General features: G+C 42.5%; 18 protein-coding genes. 7 read left to right on the forward strand and 11 right to left on the reverse strand.

The window, feature by feature from the left end; genetic code table 11:
• Positions 1–37: 37 nt before the first annotated feature.
• From MMOL_RS09070 to MMOL_RS09115, 10 genes are all read right to left on the reverse strand, one after another.
• Positions 38–1,420, reverse strand: coding sequence for an O-antigen ligase family protein (locus MMOL_RS09070; RefSeq protein WP_148207859.1), 1,383 nt, complete (start codon positions 1,418–1,420; stop codon positions 38–40).
• Positions 1,392–2,639 carry an MATE family efflux transporter gene (locus tag MMOL_RS09075; protein ID WP_015832730.1) on the reverse strand — a complete coding sequence of 416 codons (1,248 nt, stop codon included), beginning with the start codon at positions 2,637–2,639 and terminating at the stop codon, positions 1,392–1,394. Before MMOL_RS09075 ends, MMOL_RS09070 begins: the two co-directional genes overlap by 29 nt.
• Positions 2,640–2,673: 34 nt before the next feature.
• The gene (gene epsI / locus MMOL_RS09080; RefSeq protein WP_015832731.1) at positions 2,674–3,354 is read right to left on the reverse strand and encodes an exosortase-associated protein EpsI, B-type; all 681 of its coding nucleotides are present in this window, start codon (positions 3,352–3,354) and stop codon (positions 2,674–2,676) included.
• Positions 3,351–4,262: an exosortase B gene (gene xrtB / locus MMOL_RS09085; protein ID WP_015832732.1), complete on the reverse strand. Its 912-nt coding sequence runs from the start codon at positions 4,260–4,262 to the stop codon at positions 3,351–3,353. The genes epsI and xrtB overlap by 4 nt, the downstream gene beginning before the upstream one ends.
• Positions 4,263–4,265: 3 nt before the next feature.
• A complete protein-coding gene (gene epsG / locus MMOL_RS09090) occupies positions 4,266–5,153 on the reverse strand; it encodes a chain length determinant protein tyrosine kinase EpsG (RefSeq protein WP_015832733.1) in 888 nt (295 codons plus the stop codon).
• An 11-nt stretch (positions 5,154–5,164) separates the two neighbouring features.
• Positions 5,165–6,595 (reverse strand): chain length determinant protein EpsF, encoded by a 1,431-nt coding sequence (epsF, locus tag MMOL_RS09095; protein ID WP_015832734.1) that lies wholly within the window; start codon positions 6,593–6,595, stop codon positions 5,165–5,167.
• Between the two features lie 34 nt (positions 6,596–6,629).
• Positions 6,630–7,424, reverse strand: coding sequence for a polysaccharide export protein EpsE (gene epsE, locus MMOL_RS09100; protein WP_015832735.1), 795 nt, complete (start codon positions 7,422–7,424; stop codon positions 6,630–6,632).
• Between the two features lie 89 nt (positions 7,425–7,513).
• Positions 7,514–8,530 carry an EpsD family peptidyl-prolyl cis-trans isomerase gene (locus MMOL_RS09105; protein ID WP_015832736.1) on the reverse strand — a complete coding sequence of 339 codons (1,017 nt, stop codon included), beginning with the start codon at positions 8,528–8,530 and terminating at the stop codon, positions 7,514–7,516.
• A 173-nt stretch (positions 8,531–8,703) separates the two neighbouring features.
• Positions 8,704–9,885: an XrtB/PEP-CTERM-associated polysaccharide biosynthesis outer membrane protein EpsL gene (epsL, locus tag MMOL_RS09110; RefSeq protein WP_238524370.1), complete on the reverse strand. Its 1,182-nt coding sequence runs from the start codon at positions 9,883–9,885 to the stop codon at positions 8,704–8,706.
• A 13-nt stretch (positions 9,886–9,898) separates the two neighbouring features.
• Positions 9,899–10,426 carry a cyclic nucleotide-binding domain-containing protein gene (locus MMOL_RS09115; RefSeq protein ID WP_015832738.1) on the reverse strand — a complete coding sequence of 176 codons (528 nt, stop codon included), beginning with the start codon at positions 10,424–10,426 and terminating at the stop codon, positions 9,899–9,901.
• A gap of 372 nt (positions 10,427–10,798) precedes the next feature.
• Here MMOL_RS09115 and epsA point away from each other — a divergent pair, with 372 nt between their 5' ends.
• The 7 genes from epsA to MMOL_RS09150 all read left to right on the forward strand — a co-directional run bounded on the left by epsA (position 10,799) and on the right by MMOL_RS09150 (position 16,765).
• The gene (gene epsA, locus MMOL_RS09120; protein WP_015832739.1) at positions 10,799–11,590 is read left to right on the forward strand and encodes an XrtB/PEP-CTERM-associated transcriptional regulator EpsA; all 792 of its coding nucleotides are present in this window, start codon (positions 10,799–10,801) and stop codon (positions 11,588–11,590) included.
• Between the two features lie 83 nt (positions 11,591–11,673).
• The gene (locus MMOL_RS09125; protein WP_238524371.1) at positions 11,674–13,002 is read left to right on the forward strand and encodes an undecaprenyl-phosphate glucose phosphotransferase; all 1,329 of its coding nucleotides are present in this window, start codon (positions 11,674–11,676) and stop codon (positions 13,000–13,002) included.
• Positions 12,992–13,360 carry a VanZ family protein gene (locus tag MMOL_RS09130; RefSeq protein ID WP_015832741.1) on the forward strand — a complete coding sequence of 123 codons (369 nt, stop codon included), beginning with the start codon at positions 12,992–12,994 and terminating at the stop codon, positions 13,358–13,360. The genes MMOL_RS09125 and MMOL_RS09130 overlap by 11 nt, the downstream gene beginning before the upstream one ends.
• Positions 13,361–13,493: 133 nt before the next feature.
• Positions 13,494–14,120, forward strand: a complete 627-nt coding sequence (locus MMOL_RS09135; RefSeq protein WP_049764486.1) for an FxDxF family PEP-CTERM protein — start codon at positions 13,494–13,496, stop codon at positions 14,118–14,120.
• A gap of 426 nt (positions 14,121–14,546) precedes the next feature.
• Complete coding sequence (locus MMOL_RS09140; protein WP_015832743.1) at positions 14,547–15,731, forward strand: WD40/YVTN/BNR-like repeat-containing protein; 1,185 nt, start codon at positions 14,547–14,549, stop codon at positions 15,729–15,731.
• A 5-nt stretch (positions 15,732–15,736) separates the two neighbouring features.
• A complete protein-coding gene (locus MMOL_RS09145) occupies positions 15,737–16,015 on the forward strand; it encodes a ubiquitin family protein (protein ID WP_015832744.1) in 279 nt (92 codons plus the stop codon).
• A gap of 261 nt (positions 16,016–16,276) precedes the next feature.
• Entirely contained in the window at positions 16,277–16,765 is a 489-nt protein-coding gene (locus tag MMOL_RS09150; protein WP_015832745.1) for an arsenate reductase/protein-tyrosine-phosphatase family protein, read from the forward strand.
• 161 nt (positions 16,766–16,926) lie between these two features.
• Here MMOL_RS09150 and MMOL_RS09155 read toward each other — a convergent pair whose 3' ends face one another.
• Entirely contained in the window at positions 16,927–17,142 is a 216-nt protein-coding gene (locus MMOL_RS09155; RefSeq protein WP_238524372.1) for a glycine zipper 2TM domain-containing protein, read from the reverse strand.
• Positions 17,143–17,299 lie beyond the last annotated feature (157 nt).

The following is a 17,299-nucleotide window of genomic DNA, read 5'->3' on the forward strand; positions in this document are numbered from 1 at the left end:
CTGGACAAGCAAAATGTAGAAACAAAACATCCCACTTTTATAATCTTTCTTGATCAATTTTTTCATACTCGGGACTAGCCAAGCCGACACAAAGTAAAACCACAATCCAAAGTGGTGCATACCCTCGAAATAGGCTCGACTCCATCGTATTGTTTAGCAATACAAACAGTAGGCTGGAGAACAAAAGCATCCCAAGCATTTTGTGCTTTTTTGATGTTTTAAAAATATTATTAACCAATACTAGAATAAATAGTGTGGCCACAGCCAACCCTAAATAACCTAGCTCCAAAACGATATCAACATATCCATTATGAGCCTGCAACAGGCCATCAATAAAGCCTTGGCCAATAGCTTTTGAACTGGAACCGACTCCCCAAAACGAGCCATATCCAAAACCAACAACAGGTGATTGGTTAATATAATATCCAGAAAAATCCCAAATAGCAGTTCTGCCAGTAAAAGTTCGGTCGTGATACATCAAACTAGAAATATCGTATATATCAAAAGGAATCAGAATCGAAGCAGCATATATAAGATATGTTGTGATGATGATAAAAAACAACCAAGCTATTCTTTTTAAGTTGTCTTCAATAGTTGCAAACTGAATCAGCACAAACGATAGAACTGGTACAGAGACTAGCAGGGCTAGAGATGTTTTGGAGTTGCTAATTAAGCACAAACCAACTGCCATTATTGAGATAGCAACATAGCCTTTTCTTAACACGCCCACTTTAGCTATTGCGGCATAACTGCAGAAGAAAAAAGCCACTGTTGAAATCTGACCTAATATATTCTTTTGCGGACAAATTCCTCGATACCCAAAATCAGCAATCCCGAACACTGGTATTAGTGCCACATTAATAAGTATAAATATGGCCAACACTTGGCATACTTTATCTAGGATTAACGTTCGATTCACACCGTGCAAAAAAGGTGTTAACAAACAAAATATCATCATAACCTGCTGCAGTGACCTCCTTAAACTGATGAGTGGCACATCACTCCAGAAAGCACTGAGTACGGCAAGCACCATATAAATAATTAATAAGTAAATATGCCAACTTAAATTATAGAGTTTATAAGTTTTGCGCATTTGCCACAAATATAGCGCATATATAAAAACTGAAATCCAGAATAGTTTATTGCTAAATGTGCCATCGGCAACTTCGGCATTAATATTCTTATAAGCGCCTGATGTAAAAGACAATAAAAAATAAATGACCCATGTATAAAGGAGCACAAGCAACAAGACCCTAAGTGATGCCTCCTTAGGGGGTTGGGTTTTAAACTGTACATGTGAGCTTAACATCATCGTAAGTATGTGGCCTCTAAGAGAACTAGATGCATTGGTTTTAACTACAACTGGGACACCAACCGCTATTGAACTAAAATTAAAATGTGAGCTTAGCTTTATAAACAACTAGCCACCCAGCTACCACAAAAATAGCGAGCACAATTAGCTTAGAAAAACTTGCGCCTAACATTCCAAATTGACTTAAAGATAAGTAAAGAATCGGCAAAGTAATCACTGATGAGGCAATCACAATAACAGTTCGTGCAAACTGCTTACCTATAGTTCGGAGCAAATCCATACTAGTGCCAAACAAACCGAAAAGCAGTGGATATAAGCATAACTGCTGAACAATCACAACAGCTGCCTGATATTGATCACCAAGCAAAATTGGGATAGTCCATGCCAAGCAATAAATTAATACGGCTGCGATAAGTGAAACAACTGTGAGATATGGCAACACTTTTAATGACAGTGCCACACTATCCTTTTTACTCACGTAACTTACCTTAAAATATTTAATATAAAGCGCATAAAGTATGCCTCTAACTGGGGCACTGGCAGCATCGACCAATCTGAAAGCAATTGCAAAATGACCGCCCTGCTCGGCACCTAACATGGCAACGATGATCGGCTTATCTAAATCCTTAAGAGATGCTAAGGAAGCCTGCTCAATAGAAAACTGAAAACCTAAAACAAACTCCGTAGTGCAGCCGCTAAATTTTGGCAGCCCTAAATGTTTGATGGTATATGACAATGCAAAAGAGGCTGATAGCAGACCACTTATAAAATACCAGAATGCCCATTGGTTCAAATTAAAGCCGTCAGACACCTTGAGCGCTAATAGCAAGAAAAGTAACTTGGTCGATGTCGTCACCAGGTTAATGACTAGCTGATTTTTTGCGCGCTCAAACACAGCAAAGCTAGCTTTTGTGAGAAACAAAATCTTTGTAAATATTAAATCTACAGTAATAAATAATACGATAGACAAGCTACTGACAACATTATTAGGAATTACCAAATAAGCAGCACCGTATAACACTGCTAACAATACTGGATAAGTAAGTAGAATCAGCAATAAACCATGACCTAAGTTTTGTCTAAAACCATCGGGGTTAGCCGACACATTTTTAATCAGGGTTTGATCACAACCCCAGCCAGCAAACATACTGCCAATAATTGACAACGCAGCGATTGAAGCAAAAACTCCATAGCTAGCTGGCCCAAGCTCTCTAGAAATAAGGACGGCATAGGCAGCCAACACTACAATTTGCAGAATAAAATCACTGGTATAAATCAAGCTATTCTTTACCGTATGTGATTGGTGTAGTTTCTTAAGTTTTTTCATAAATATCTAAGTACAACTTTATTGACACGCTGATTTAATGCAATCCCGCAACTCTGGCTCGGTCCTCTGCTGACAAACTCTTCACCAAGGCGGACACAAATGACTTCTGTAACAAGAAGGCCTCCTCAGCACTGGACGATATTGACGACACTCTAAAAACAATTCCATCTGGCACGATGCCCTGAAACCCGTATTGCAATTGAGCCAGCTTAGCCTCCCTAGCACCACGTACGACTTTATCACCCACAGTAGTCCAATAAATGAGCGGCTCAGACCTTGTGTTATTGGATGTAACCAACCTTTTAATTCTTATATCGCCAAAGTCTGTATCCAGTTTAGCTTGGGCTATAGACTCAACCTGGAAACCTTGTGCAGGATAACAAACTTCAGGGTAGTGCAATGCCGTAACGTCACTCTGATCAGGGCCGTAAGCAATTGAAAGCATGACACGCTGGTTTTTATTGTTCACGTATGTACGCGACAGCGTCTGGGTGTAGATTTTATCTAATGTTTCCTTAATCTGCGGGTTAATAATTTGAGCAGTCTTTGACTGTTCAACTTTCCAGTCGCCAAATTGGCTAGGTATCATTTCCTCGATGACGACCAATTCCCCATGATCGGCCATACGATAGGTAGGCCGCATGACGACAGCAACTACCATTGCGATGATTAATGACAGTGCAATTAACGCATTTCTCCAGACGCGTTCACTCATTGAGACATACAACCTTTGCTACGCTCTAAATATGTAGAACCAAACCATTTAGATAAATACTGCAGCAGAGAGTCCACAAGCATAATTAACAATAAAGCTACAACGAATAACAGCAAGCCTGCAAAACCATGCACAAAGCCTTGCCCCGCAGCGTCACCAAAATAATAAGTCACCAGCGTTAGCACAATTACTCGGGTAACGTTTGCCGCAAATGAAATCGGAATAATAAGCAATGCCAATGTGATATTGCGGAACAAAGAATCATGTTTTACAAGGCTAAGATACAATAAGCCAAGTGCTTCGAGTGAAATCAACGTATGCATACCGGCACAAGCATCTGCCACTAACAATTGGTATTGCCCTATTTGCAACACCACCCCATTACGGGCAATTGGATAGTCAAACCAGTAAAGTACATGTTCAGCCACAATGGATACAGCGATTTTCATGGGCAATGTCACTGCATCAACAAAAAACCCCGGCAGCGGAATCATGAACAATATAAAAAACAATGGAAACCATAGGGCCCTGAGCGTTGAAACACCTCGTGTAATTAATAAAATACCACTCAAGACAAATATCTGAGACCCAATATCAAGCATTAGGATATCTTGCGAGCGCCCAATCACATAACAGATCAAACCAAACAACAAGAGTAGCCAACCGCATATCAAACTAATGCGGCTTGGGTGTGCTGTGTTTGTATAAAAAACCGCACGCTTTTGCCAAGTTAAAAACAACACGACAACTAATACTATTGGACCATGCGCTTGATCATCACTCTGCCAAACGCCATTGGCAAGCCCTAAAACAGTTGGAACCAACAATACAAACAATCCCAACAGCACTGGCCACCACTCCAGCATCTCGATTGAGATATAACGCCTAGCCAGTGCGTTAATTTGCATTGATTAATACTCGTTGAGCACAGCACCCACAACATGTGCACCTATGCTTTTAATTTGGTCTGTCAGATTTACTAAATCAGCCAATTTGGTTTTATGCTTACGAGAAACCAATAAAGCACCGCCAGTGCGGGCCACAATAGCTTGAAAATCTGCGTTGTTATCTGCTGGCGGGGTATCGATAATGACAATATCGTATTCATTACCCACTCCTGCGAGTAGCTCTCTAAACGTACTACGGCTTAACAGCTCCTGCGGATTGGGCGGCAACGTGCCAGCACCTAAGACTGAAAGCCCCATAAAAGACTCAATACGAACAATGACCTCTTCTTTAGTAGCACGGCCAGCTAGAATATCGGATAAACCACGATTTTCTTGCAGATTAAATAACTCACGCTGCCTTGGCTGGCGCATATTGGCATCAATCAGCAAGGTTTTTTCACCGAGTTGAGAAAAAACGACTGCCAGATTAGCTGCAGTATGACTACTGCCATCACCAGCTTGCGTGGCAACAATCGCGATCATCGTGCCATGTTCAGAAAACCAGCGTAACACTAGCTGACTACGCAAAGCTCGTAGTGCCTCCACCTGTGGAGAAAATGGCATGTAAGCTGCAACCAACTTTGGACTGAAGTCGCCTTGACCAGCCTGTAAATAAGGATAATCAAACTGCTGCGCGAGCACCTGGCTAATATCCGCATCAGTAATTAAGCCTAACTTCAGTGCGGCATCACCAAAGCGAATGCCTTTATCTTTTTGTAAGCGCAGCACGCGCTCAGCATCTACTGGCGATATTTTGCCTTGCTCTAATAACAAGCGGCCAATACTTGTATCTCGCTTCAACATCGTAGGTGTTTCTTTGAGGCTAGTTGTTAGATTCAACGTTTCTGTCATAGCACCCTGCCTTAGTTCTTGAAGCTTAAATAATTGGAATTTTTGGTCTTGCTAGAGCGCAAGAGTGGGATAAAGCGTCGACGGCGTGGCTGCTCCAAGCTATCACTCACAATAACACCAAGCACAGGTATCGCAACCCCCTCTTGAATATCATCTGCAGAGCGCACTCGACGATCCAGCAATTCGGCTAACAACGCAAAACCTACACCTAACAACGTCCCTAAAAATATAGCCAGAATTAGATTAACCAGCGTTTTAGGGCTTGAATGCTTAATAGGCGGTACAGCTGGATTCAAAATACCCACATCAGTTTGATTGCCCTGGCCTTCTAAGCTAGTTTGCGTAAAGCGCTGATTTACTGCCTCTAAAGCACGCTGGGCGTTATCTACGTCTTTTTGCAACAGCGCCAATTGGTCGCGTGTGCGATTAAGTGCTAACACTTTTGTCTTTTGCGCAGCCACTTGTGCGCGCAGCTCACCTTCACGCTGCTGATGAATACGAGCTGTGCCGCCAACATTAGCCGTAGCGTTACGCAGAGCCTCTTGATACTCTGATTTAATTTTATCAGCCTCTGCCTTTGCAGACTGATACTGTGGGTGGTTCTGCCCCAAACGCTGTGCAATGTCGGCTAACTTCGCATCTGTACTGGAAATTTGCACCTTGAGGCTTTGCACTAAGGGATTTGCTGCAACATCTGGTGACTGCTCAGCATTACCACGTGTACCATTCTGACGCGACGATGCTTCAATAGCGTTGCCTTGTGCAGCGACCAGTTGTGCAGTAAGCTCATTGAGCTTTGCACTTTCAGCATCAAATTGTTCGATACCACTGGTGATACCATTCTCTTGTTGGTAAGCTGAGAGGTTAGTTTGTGCAACCTTTAAATTTTCACGCAGCACTTTGGTTTGCGTACCTAAATACGTAGATGCGATTTGTGCCGGAGCCGTTTTAAGCTGCAAGCTGGTTTCTTGATAAGCTACGGCAAATGCATTAGCGACAATTGCTGCGAACTCTGGGTCTGCACCCGTAAAAGATAACTCAATCACACTGCTTTCACGTGAAGGCTGCACATCTAATTTTTTTAGTAACAAACCAGCAAACCAGTTACGAATATCACCCCGACCTTGAGTCGCCTCTTGAAACTGCGCTTGTGCTTGCGTACTGTTGGTAAACTTTAACGCATCCACTACTTTTACCGCCACATTTTGGCTAGTAATAATATCTACCTGTGTAGCCATGTAGCCAGGCATCAATTGGGCCGGCAACGCAATCCCTGTAACAGGATCCATCCCCTTATAATTTAATATCAGCGAAGTGGTAGCAGTATAAGATTTAGGAATCAGCAGGCTAACCACCAATGTAATGGTCACAGTGGTAACGAATGTTAGTAAAATAATCTTAAAGCGCGCTTTAAGAATTAATAAAAACTGCGAGAAATTCATAATATAGAAGTAGATTCTTTCAATTAAGCAATACCTAGAACAAGCTTTCTTTTACATATAGCACATCATCTGGCTGCACTTTTTCAGTGAGGTCAGGGCTAAACTCCATCACATCCCCATCTAAGTTGCGGCGATGCAACTTAATACCTCTTTGCGTACCACGAATTGTTGGGCCGCCGCCTTGCGCTAGCGCTTGAATCACGGTCATATCACGCTCCATGCGAAAAGTACCTGGGCGTTGTACTTCACCATAAATGTAGATTAAAGGTACACGAGATACGTAAATCACATCACCGCTTAAAAGCACCACACTAGCTTCATCTGTGCCTTTACGTAAGGCTTTATCAATATCAACTTCAATATGCGCAGGCATGCCTTCACGCACAGTATTTAGCACTACAGTATCAGCGCCATTGGGGGCAATACCGCCAGCAATAGCTAAAATTTCTGTTAAGTTAGTGGAGCGCTCAAGTGCGTAACGCCCCGGCTTGTTCACGCCACCCAACACGGAAACCATAGCGCTCTGAAATTGCATCACCAAGATATTCACTTGCGGCTGCATGATAAAACCGCCACTTGCTAACATTGATGCGATTTTCTTTTCAGCTTCATTGGTTGTTAAACCACCAACAGACACCTCGCCAATCAGTGGAAATGAAATCACACCAGCTTCAGAGACGCGGGTATCAAGTGATAAGTCAGGATTATTGTGCACGCCAATTTTGAGTACGTCACCCGCGCCTAATTGATAAGATGATTGCGCCGCCATTACAGGTTGCAGCATCAAATTCAAGCATAACGCCATAATGCCAATAACTAGGTGTCGCATCTTATTCCTTATATGTTCATGTAAAGCTATATTATCAAAATAGGGGTTCATAGAGATAATATTGCCCATATTTAACTTTTGCATTGTGGCTAAAGCCCAGATAAGCCTTTTTCAATATTTGCAGCTGGCTTATTTGTTGCCGACTCTGACTTTGGCGTAGAAACCGCTTCAGCAGTTTCTATCTGAGGCTTTTTAAAGGCTGGTGGCTTATCACTTAACGCAGCTGGTTCAAACTTTCTATCCAAGTAAATTACTTTAGCTGCCTCATGCAACCGCTTCATTTCAGCCTCAATGATAGCTTTGCGTTTTTCAGCAATGATTAATTGCTCGACTTGTTTTTTTGTATCATCGTCCGCTGCAGGCGCATTCTTAATCTGCAAAATCTGCGCAATAACATTACCTTGCCGAGCGCGGATAAAAATAATATCCTGTAATTTCATTTTACTAAGCTCAGCTAGCAACGGTGACGGTAGCGTTTCAGAGGCATGTGCAACCTGCTGATGGTTGTATTTAACGCCATGCTCATCAAGCCACTGCATAATTTCAGCCATAGATTTAGCCTTGTCCGCAACCGCATTGAGCTCAGCACTATACGCATCTAATGGTAGTGACAGCTCATCCATCAAGTACATTTTACGGTCTGCGAAAACATCCGCATGTGTGGTCTTATATTGCGCAATATCAGCAACGGTTACCTTAGCCACTTGAGATAATTTTTCATCTATATAAGCTTGAGCCAAAATTTGCGCTTTTGCGCTTTCTATGGCTTGCACAACACGCGGATTACGATCCATCTTTGCATCAATCGCGGCTTGCACAAGCACTTGACGATCAATTAACGCTTGTACGATTTGTTTTGCTGCAGCCTCTTGCTGCTCTGGCTTGACATTCGCTCGTTGCAACTCATTATTGACCTGATGCACGGTAATTTCATCGCCATTGACACGCGCAATGGTTTGGCTCGCTCTAGCAGCGCTATTGTCTTTTTTATTACAGGCAGTCATTTGCAGTGCCATTGCAACCAACACAACAAGCGCAAACATTCGAATATTAGCACTTCCCATATTCGCTAACACCTGCTTTTTGGCCTCGATTAGTTCTTGCATCCGTTTTTCCTCATTTATAACGACAAGAAACTTTGAAGTGATGAAAATATTTCAGAAATCAAAATTTAAGTCTTGATTGCATGTCTCGGCTATTTTTACTTTATATCAACCCCATGCATATAGCCCAATTGGACTATTGTTCATAAACTCAAACATAAAAACGCAACGATTCTCTAAAAAAACAACTGTGAGGAGATTGATGCGGCTGTGTCTTTATAGTCAAAATTTTGCAGAGATGAGTCACGCTTGCTATGCTGCAAGTTAGCACCTATAGTCACACTGCGTAACGGCGTCCAATTTACACCCAAACTTACAGACTTCTCTGTGTCTTCGCGATCAGTGTTGGCGACTACGCTTTGGCCGTCAAAACTACGCCTAGCAATGCCGGCGCTAGCCTGTATATTAATTTTGTTAGTAATCGCCCAAGTTGGAGATAACATCAAGGTATCTCTTGTTGTATAACTACTGTAGTTAGTTTGAAAGCTAGCAACCTGACGAGAGGCATTAACGCTTACTTTTATTTTGCCAGTAGGGGTCCAAACAAAAATCACACTACCAGCCGGCCGTGCGTAATCACGCTGAGAAAAGTGGTCGTGATTGCGATCCACATACGATGCTTTAACATCCAGACGCGATTTGCCAGATAAAATCCAATTAAGACCAGCTTCAACCTCACGCTCATCAAAGCCAGTATCACTTAAGTTGGAAGCATTTAGTGCGCGATTATCGTAGACACCTTTTTTATCATGCATAATCAGGCTAGTAGTCGTACCTGATCGGTAAACATACTTAACCCCAGCATCTACTGAGTTTTGCGTATAATCAGACTCGGCTTGAAATACTTGACCATTTTCTAATGTGTAATGCGTTAGGCCTGCCAATAAATGCCAATTGCCATATGGGGACCAATCTGCATCAAAGCGCCGTGTTTCCGTAGTGCGGATATTTTGCAGCTTCTGATTAGTGTAATCTGTAAAACTATTCAGAGACTGCGCGCGATTGGCAGATAAATTACCCGTTAAATAAGGCGTTAACGCCCATAGCCAAGCAGCTTTGTATTCCGTTGCATCAAAATCAAGATAATCAGCTTTTTGGTAACGGTAGGCTGTTTGCGTAAGATCAAACTTAAAGCGCTGTAGCGAATAAGGTTTATCAACACGAATACCAGCAAAGCTCGTTGTTATCTGGTCTGATTGTTCTGATGCGGATGTGCGAAACAGGTTGTTATCATATTGACGGTTAACCCCCGCAATCACGTTAAACACATCCTGCTCATCAGCGAAAACAAGAACAGGCGAGAAGAAAACAGCAAACAAGACAAGCTTTAGTTTGCTGCTAAGTAAATTTGTTATCAAATCAGCTCCAACATCATTTTGTAACACCGAAGTGCTCGGGAATGAGACGTGTAACAGTCTCACGTATGCGAGCGCCCATGACCTGAAGTAATTTCAAGAGCAACTTATTCGCCATACGCGGATGCTGAAGCAACAGGTCGTTCAAAGTAGCCCTAGTCATCACAGCAAAATCCGTGGGCATGGTGGTAACACAACTAGCAAATCGCACATTACTGTCAACAAACCCCATCTCTCCGACTACGCCTCCCGCTTTAACCTCAACCAGGTACTGGTTATCCATACCATCCATATTCTTTCTCACCACAACCTCGCCACTCAGCACCAGTAGCATAAAGTCACCTTCATCACCCTCGTTCATTACCTTATAGCCTCTAGGAGCTGCATAACATTGCATATAACCACATAGAATCTTGGCTTCATCATAGTCAAACCCGCCAAAAATTTTATTTTGGTTAAACATGTCGCAGATTTCATCTACGTACTGATCCGCTTTGCCTAAGCAAAGTAAATCCGGGTAATTATGTAAAAAATTTTTCGCCATTACATTCCATCAACTTTTCAATCAGCACACTGTCATCAACAGCTATTTACAGCTTTTTTACCCACCTATCACTACATTATGGGAGGTTACGCGTTTTGGATAAGAATTTACAATAGTCTAATTGGACTATTGCATCCATTATAAATACATATACCATCTACACTGAGAGTTATTGAGTTATACAAAAATTAGAATTTTTAACCATGCTAAAGAAGCATTTATGGCCAATTTAAGTTATTCATATAAATACAATGATCCAAACTTGTAATTACATTTTAACACTCATCAAATAATCAAAATTTGCATACCGTCCTGACAGGTAAGTTGGCAATCGTCCCAATCAAAGTTTATTAAAACAATACGGCAAAACTAATGGATACAGGTTTAATTTTGAGCGATCGTCGTCACGGCGACTTAAATACTTTGATGTACCAATGCCTGCATTTAAACTCTCACCTTGATTTGATGCTATGGCTACAAGGTGACTTATTTCAAAGATTCGTCAAACATGAAGTAATGATTGCAGCTTGGGGGGATTTTACATTAGGGATTCTATACGTGGACATTGTCTCGTTATTGCCCGGCGTAAGAACAGGTAAGGTAACAAGTACGGACCTCACCAACCTGATGACGGACTTATTTCAATACTGGAAGCACCATTCAAAAGCCCCTATTACCATGAATGTAGATAAGGGAATTTTCCACGACCACCAAATTGCTCATCACGAAGCAAATATTAACTTAAGTACCATGCAATCTGCGCATATTCACGGCATCAAAGATCTCAGGGGGGGGCATGATTGTTTATATGTTTTTTTAAGTAGCGAAACAAATAACTCATCTAATTATAAGAAGTCCCTCACCATGCTACTACCGTTTATAGACAATTCGCTCAGGCAACTTGAGCACTTGCCTGAACAACTGCCAGAAGTAGAGCCAGAAAAAACTATCGATGACAATCAAGTTACCGGCATTTTATCGGAGAGAGAAATTAGTATTATGGAGTGGGTGAAAGCTGGAAAAACGAACCAGGAAATCGGGATAATTCTTGACATCAGTTCCTTTACCGTGAAAAATCACATGCAGCGCATACTCAAAAAACTAGACGTACTTAATCGAGCGCAAGCTGTAACGCAATTTAATCGGATGTACCAGACTCAATAATGCCTGTAAAAACAAACTTCACAAATAACAAACTATCTGGCATCGCTTTATCAAGAGACAACATACTCCAAATCATAGAGATTATGATGGACCCCGTGCTGGCAGCACTTACCTTGTGGTGCTCAGCTTTTATCATTGAGGGTCATCTACACCCAACCTACCTGATTTTATCAATTATTGCCTTCTCGCTTACTTACCCAAGCAACCCAAAAATTGAACAATCAATGATGGAGTCCGCCAGAAAGCTGCTCTTTTCATGGTTTATATTAACGACCATTTTGGTATCTCTAGGAATAGTCACCGGCTATATTGATGACTTTTACAGCAACACAATAATTGCATGGTTGACCATCACGCCAATTGTACAAATTATTGGTGCAATCTTACTAAAAGCATTCGCCCCTACCATTGTTAAATTACAAGGTGAAACCAAACGTGCTGTGATTGTAGGTGTTAACACTAGAGGCATTCATCTCGCCAAAAAGTTAGAAGAGAGCCAATATCACCTCACTGAGCTGATGGGCTTTTTTGAGGATCGCCAAATCGACAGGCATTCAACAGAGTTGAACTATCCTATTTTAGGCAACTTCAATGACTTACTTGCCTACATTAAAGAGAATCAAATTAATGTCATTTATTTATCGCTACCGATGGCAAGCCAGCCACGTATTATCAAATTACTGGACGAACTAAAAGATACCACCGCCTCTATTTATTTTGTACCAGACATATTTCTAACGGACTTGATACAAAGCAAAATCGGCGAAATTAATGGCATGCCGATAGTGGCAGTGCGTGAAACGCCGTTTACAGGAATCAATGGTTTAATCAAGCGGATTACAGACATACTACTTACTTCAATCATTATATTGCTCATTTCACCGCTATTACTAATAGTTGCTGTCGGGGTCAAACTAAGCTCACCTGGTCCGATTGTTTTTAAACAAAGACGCTATGGTCTAGATGGTGAAGAAATATTAGTCTACAAATTTCGCTCAATGACTACATGTGACAATGGCGAGCATGTTGCACAAGCCACAAGAAATGATCAACGTATTACTAAGTTTGGTAATTTCATCAGAAAAACTTCATTAGATGAACTACCTCAGTTTGTAAATGTATTGCAAGGGCGCATGAGCATTGTGGGCCCACGTCCCCATGCGGTATCGCATAACGAAATGTATCGGAAACTCATTACAGGTTACATGATTCGGCATAAAGTTAAACCCGGCATTACCGGCTGGGCACAAGTTAACGGATTGCGTGGCGAGACCGAGACCTTGGACAAGATGCAAGCTCGCATTGACTATGACATTGAGTATCTACGCAACTGGAGTACGCGCTTAGATTTATACATTATTTTCAAAACTGTTTGGGTAGTATTTTTCAAAGGCCAAAAAAGTGCGTATTAACGCAAAGAGAGTCAGTACAGTAGCGCTGATTCTCCTAATAACATTGACCGCCGCACTATTCATTGGTGGACATCAACCGGGATCTGGCAAACTATTCCCACCACCATGGGATAAAGTCGTGCATTTATTATTTTACGGCTCGACTGCAACTTTAGCTGGATTGGCATTTACCAGACTATCTATCCCAATCATTATATTGGGCACAATAACACTAGGTATTGCGGATGAAATCCACCAGATATTCGTGCCTGGCCGCCACCCTGGATTTGATGATCTTATTGCGGATGCCGTCGGCATCTGTATTGCAGCACTGCTTATACCTATGTTTCGCAAAAGATTACTACCACCCCTTCAATAACCATCTAAAAGCACTCAAAATACATCCAACCACCCTATTGAGTTAGTCTCATCGGACTATTGGGACGAATCGCTCGCAATGCTAATATTTGCCCGTGAAATCTTGAATGATTTATTTTACGGGTGTAAAGAATATGAAAACTACTACGCTATTAGCCGCCATGTTTGCTTCAACAGTGGCTTTTTCAGCACAAGCCACGACAACCAATCTAGTTGTTAATGGTAGCTTTGAAGACATTACTCCTCACAGCCCATTAACTAACAGTTGGGATATTCTTTCTAGCCTGCCGGGCTGGTCAGTAGCCAACAATGGCGTTGAAATACGCAACAACGTTGCTGGTGTGGCATTGGATGGTAACTACTATGTAGAGCTAGACACCACTAGAAATAGCTCTATCTGGCAATATCTTAATACAACCGCAGGGCAAACATATAGCCTAAACTTTGCATACTCGCCAAGAGAAGGTGTTGGCACCGGCTCTAATGGTATTAGATTAAATGTAGGCAATATTGTTGGAGGTGTTGCAACGGGTAACGGCGCTGCCAACACAGGCAACGTTTGGGAAAACTACTCCTATACATTTACTGCAGTTAGCTCCAATACTAAGTTGATGTTCACTGCTGTTGGTCAAAGTGATAGTTATGGTGGTTCATTGGACAATGTAAGCGTATCTGCCGTGCCAGAAGCTAACACCTATGCCATGATGTTAGTCGGTATAGGTTTAATTGGTTTTGTAGCACGTCGTCGTCGCGCACTATAACGCTACCGTCACCTGTCCCGCATATAAAAAGCCCTAATTTTCAGGGCTTTTTTATTACATCTCACGCAAATACATTAATGACAACTCTTGGACTTCAGCATTTTTTGATAAACGCATCTTCATGACAAAATCAGAATAGAAAAAATGTAACGAAGGGTATCAGATGAACAACAGACTCGATGGTAAGTAACTAACCACGTGTAAATATAAAACTAGGTAATTAAGCAGCGGTCATCTAGCTCTTTAATGGGGGCTCCCTACTTTAATTATGGGTTATATCTGACAGCCCCTCCCACTGAGGATTTCATTTCACTTCATATGTAATTTTTCCCTATCACTTGCTTTTGAATTACAATTTATTGCGCTCAGCGCTGTCTCTAAAGTTATATATTTCGAATGAAGTAGTGTAAGTGAGGAGGTAATTCAATGTCTGATTTGATTTTACTCGGCACTCGCAAGGGCACCATCATCTTTGACCGCATCAACGCTGACTGGCGACCACGCCCAATCGCCCATGCGGGCATTCCGGTCTGTTACGCAGCACGAGACCCGCGCGATGGTACTTTATGGGCATCTTTAGATCATGGACACTGGGGGCCCAAGCTATCTCGCTCTCGCGACGACGGAGCAACATGGGCCGACCTAACCTCTCTCAAATATCCCCAAGGCGCGCGGTATATCGTGAAATACCTGCCCACCCCAGACTTCAACCCGGAGTCACCATCCTCGCAACCAGAATATGCCAACGCATCCCTGCTTAAAATCTGGAATATTGCATTTGGCAGCGCCAAGCAACCAGGCAGGCTATACGCAGGCACTATCCCCGGCGGTTTGTTTGTGAGCAATGATGACGGTGACAATTGGGAGCTCAATAAACCACTATGGAACCACCCTAGCCGCGGTGGTGACTTGTTCGCTGGTGATGCAACCTCTGAAAACCAATGGAATGGCACGCCGGCGAGTATTGATTACGGCATATTCGAGCCTGGCATACACTCAATTATTGTTAACCCACACAATCAAAACCATCTCTATGTGGCAGTATCCACTGCGGGCGTTATCGAAAGCACTAACAGCGGCCAAACCTGGCAAAGCAGGAGCCGTGGCATGCTGAATGACTATATGCCAGACCCTGAATCAGAGTGGGGGCATGACCCGCATTTCGTGACTAGTTGCAAAGAGCAGCCGGAACATCTATGGCAGCAAAATCACTGTGGGATTTTTTACAGCGATAACGGTGCAAAAAGCTGGAAAAAAGTCAGCATACCCGAGCTGGGAGTAAACTTTGGTTTCGCCATTGCCGCCGATGCGCATGACGGTCATACCGCATGGGTAGTACCGGCCAGTGCAGACTCAGCGCGTATGGCAATTGATGGCGGCATATTCGTCGCACGTACATCCGATGGCGGACAGACATGGCAAACGTTTAGAACAGGCCTGCCGCAACATAACGCCTACGACATCGTACTGCGACATGGGCTTGATGTATCTGGCGATTATCTATGCTTTGGCACCACCACGGGAAATGTTTATCTGTCAGAAGACCGTGGTGAAACATGGCAATGCTTAGGCAGCAACTTTCCGCCCATATATTCAGTACGATTTGGCTAAATATCATGGCACGTGTTGAAATGACGCAGCACCTTTACCGGTTCTTCCCGCACCTAAAGAACCAAGTGATTAACGTACCAGCCAGTTCTATTGCCGAAGTGTTGCAGAGAATCAACGAAATTGCTCCCGGCTTTAGCGATTACGTGCTGGATGATCATGGGGCCCTGCGCCGGCATGTGAACATTTCTATCAATCACAACATCGTGATTGATAAAGTAAATCTATCCGATCGCGTACCGGATGATGCAACTGTTTATATTTTTCAGGCGCTAAGCGGCGGCTGAGAGCAACAAAAAACGCGCACATCACCCACTAGTCGGCTGAAGTCAAAATATCTGATTAATTTACGGCACAAACTTTTCATAGCTGGCTGATTTGATAGCTAGTTGAATTAATCGTTGTCAATTAAACTTCATAAATCTGAAACAAATGCCAATTATTATGCCGCCTACAAAGCTTATCTCCACTCCTCCTCTGAGCGCGCATAGCGCTCTTTTTTTTGTGAGTGATTTATAAACCGCTAGTGAGTCAGCATACCAACGAAGATGATTATTAAAACTTACAATGTGCTAGTTTTAGACAAAAATAACTCAGTGATGAGCATTATGGCTGAAGCCCTCTTCAACACGATGGGTGATGGCGTTTATAAGGCGTACAGTGCAGGCGCGCAGCCGTTGGGTGTTGTAAACCGTTACGCTCTAGAGCAAATAAACAACGTCAATTATCCTATCAGCAACCTGAGAAGTAAAAACCTGCATGAGTTTTCACACCACGATGCTCCTAAAATTAATTTTTTAATTACTTTGGGCGATGGCTCTATCAATCAGCATTTGCCGACATGGTTAGACGACGCACTAAAAGCGCATTGGGAGATTGACGACCCCACCTTACACAAGGGCTCATTCGAGGGTAAAAAAGAGGTTTTTAAAGCAGCATTTCTATCTATACAAAATAAGATAGACCGATTCACCCAATTACCGCTAGCCCATTTAAATCAAATTAAATTAGACATTGAAATGGATAAATGGCAATAGATTACACGCCGGCACGCCCATATAACTGTTTGTTTAAAATAAATATTTACAGTTAAATCGGCCAGAAAAAGCCATCATCCAGCAACTGTGTTGGATGAGTCACTAAATGTTTTAACTCACGAAGTGAATGAAAAATTTAGGATTGGGCTAATGATTAGGGCTTATCTCTTCTTCGTATTGACTTGGTTGCCGATAATGCCGCCAACTGCTGCCCCACCAATTGTGCCTAAGGCGCTACCATTAGTAAGCACAGCACCGCCCAATGCACCTACACCAGCACCGATGGCAGTGTTTCTATCTCGTGTAGACATACTGCTGCAACCGCCCATCCCCAGAAGGGCAATAGCCAATAATGAACACATAACGGTTTTTTTCATGGTTTTCATTTTGATACCCCACTTTCTGTTTGTTTTACTCAACGACAGTAGTGTTGAATCATGCGTCAACTCAGGTTAGAGGGTGATAGGTGCGTTTAGTTGCCATAAAAACAGCAATACGAACGAGCGCCGCTGTAACCCAGAGGCTTAGCGCCAA

Origin of the sequence: Methylotenera mobilis JLW8 (genome assembly GCF_000023705.1) — a bacterium.
In the GTDB taxonomy this organism is placed as follows: domain Bacteria; phylum Pseudomonadota; class Gammaproteobacteria; order Burkholderiales; family Methylophilaceae; genus Methylotenera; species Methylotenera mobilis.

Excerpts from the sequence above, each read along its gene's own strand:
- MMOL_RS09075 (WP_015832730.1), bottom strand. The coding sequence starts at position 2,639 with ATGAAAAAACTTAAGAAACTACACCAATCACATACGGTAAAGAATAGC.
- epsI (WP_015832731.1), bottom strand. The coding sequence starts at position 3,354 with ATGAGTGAACGCGTCTGGAGAAATGCGTTAATTGCACTGTCATTAATC.
- xrtB (WP_015832732.1), bottom strand. The coding sequence starts at position 4,262 with ATGCAAATTAACGCACTGGCTAGGCGTTATATCTCAATCGAGATGCTG.
- epsG (WP_015832733.1), bottom strand. The coding sequence starts at position 5,153 with ATGACAGAAACGTTGAATCTAACAACTAGCCTCAAAGAAACACCTACG.
- epsF (WP_015832734.1), bottom strand. The coding sequence starts at position 6,595 with ATGAATTTCTCGCAGTTTTTATTAATTCTTAAAGCGCGCTTTAAGATT.
- epsE (WP_015832735.1), bottom strand. The coding sequence starts at position 7,424 with ATGCGACACCTAGTTATTGGCATTATGGCGTTATGCTTGAATTTGATG.
- MMOL_RS09105 (WP_015832736.1), bottom strand. The coding sequence starts at position 8,530 with ATGCAAGAACTAATCGAGGCCAAAAAGCAGGTGTTAGCGAATATGGGA.
- MMOL_RS09115 (WP_015832738.1), bottom strand. The coding sequence starts at position 10,426 with ATGGCGAAAAATTTTTTACATAATTACCCGGATTTACTTTGCTTAGGC.
- epsA (WP_015832739.1), top strand. The coding sequence starts at position 10,799 with ATGGATACAGGTTTAATTTTGAGCGATCGTCGTCACGGCGACTTAAAT.
- MMOL_RS09125 (WP_238524371.1), top strand. The coding sequence starts at position 11,674 with ATGATGGACCCCGTGCTGGCAGCACTTACCTTGTGGTGCTCAGCTTTT.
- MMOL_RS09135 (WP_049764486.1), top strand. The coding sequence starts at position 13,494 with ATGAAAACTACTACGCTATTAGCCGCCATGTTTGCTTCAACAGTGGCT.
- MMOL_RS09140 (WP_015832743.1), top strand. The coding sequence starts at position 14,547 with ATGTCTGATTTGATTTTACTCGGCACTCGCAAGGGCACCATCATCTTT.
- MMOL_RS09145 (WP_015832744.1), top strand. The coding sequence starts at position 15,737 with ATGGCACGTGTTGAAATGACGCAGCACCTTTACCGGTTCTTCCCGCAC.
- MMOL_RS09150 (WP_015832745.1), top strand. The coding sequence starts at position 16,277 with ATGATTATTAAAACTTACAATGTGCTAGTTTTAGACAAAAATAACTCA.
- MMOL_RS09155 (WP_238524372.1), bottom strand. The coding sequence starts at position 17,142 with ATGAAAAAAACCGTTATGTGTTCATTATTGGCTATTGCCCTTCTGGGG.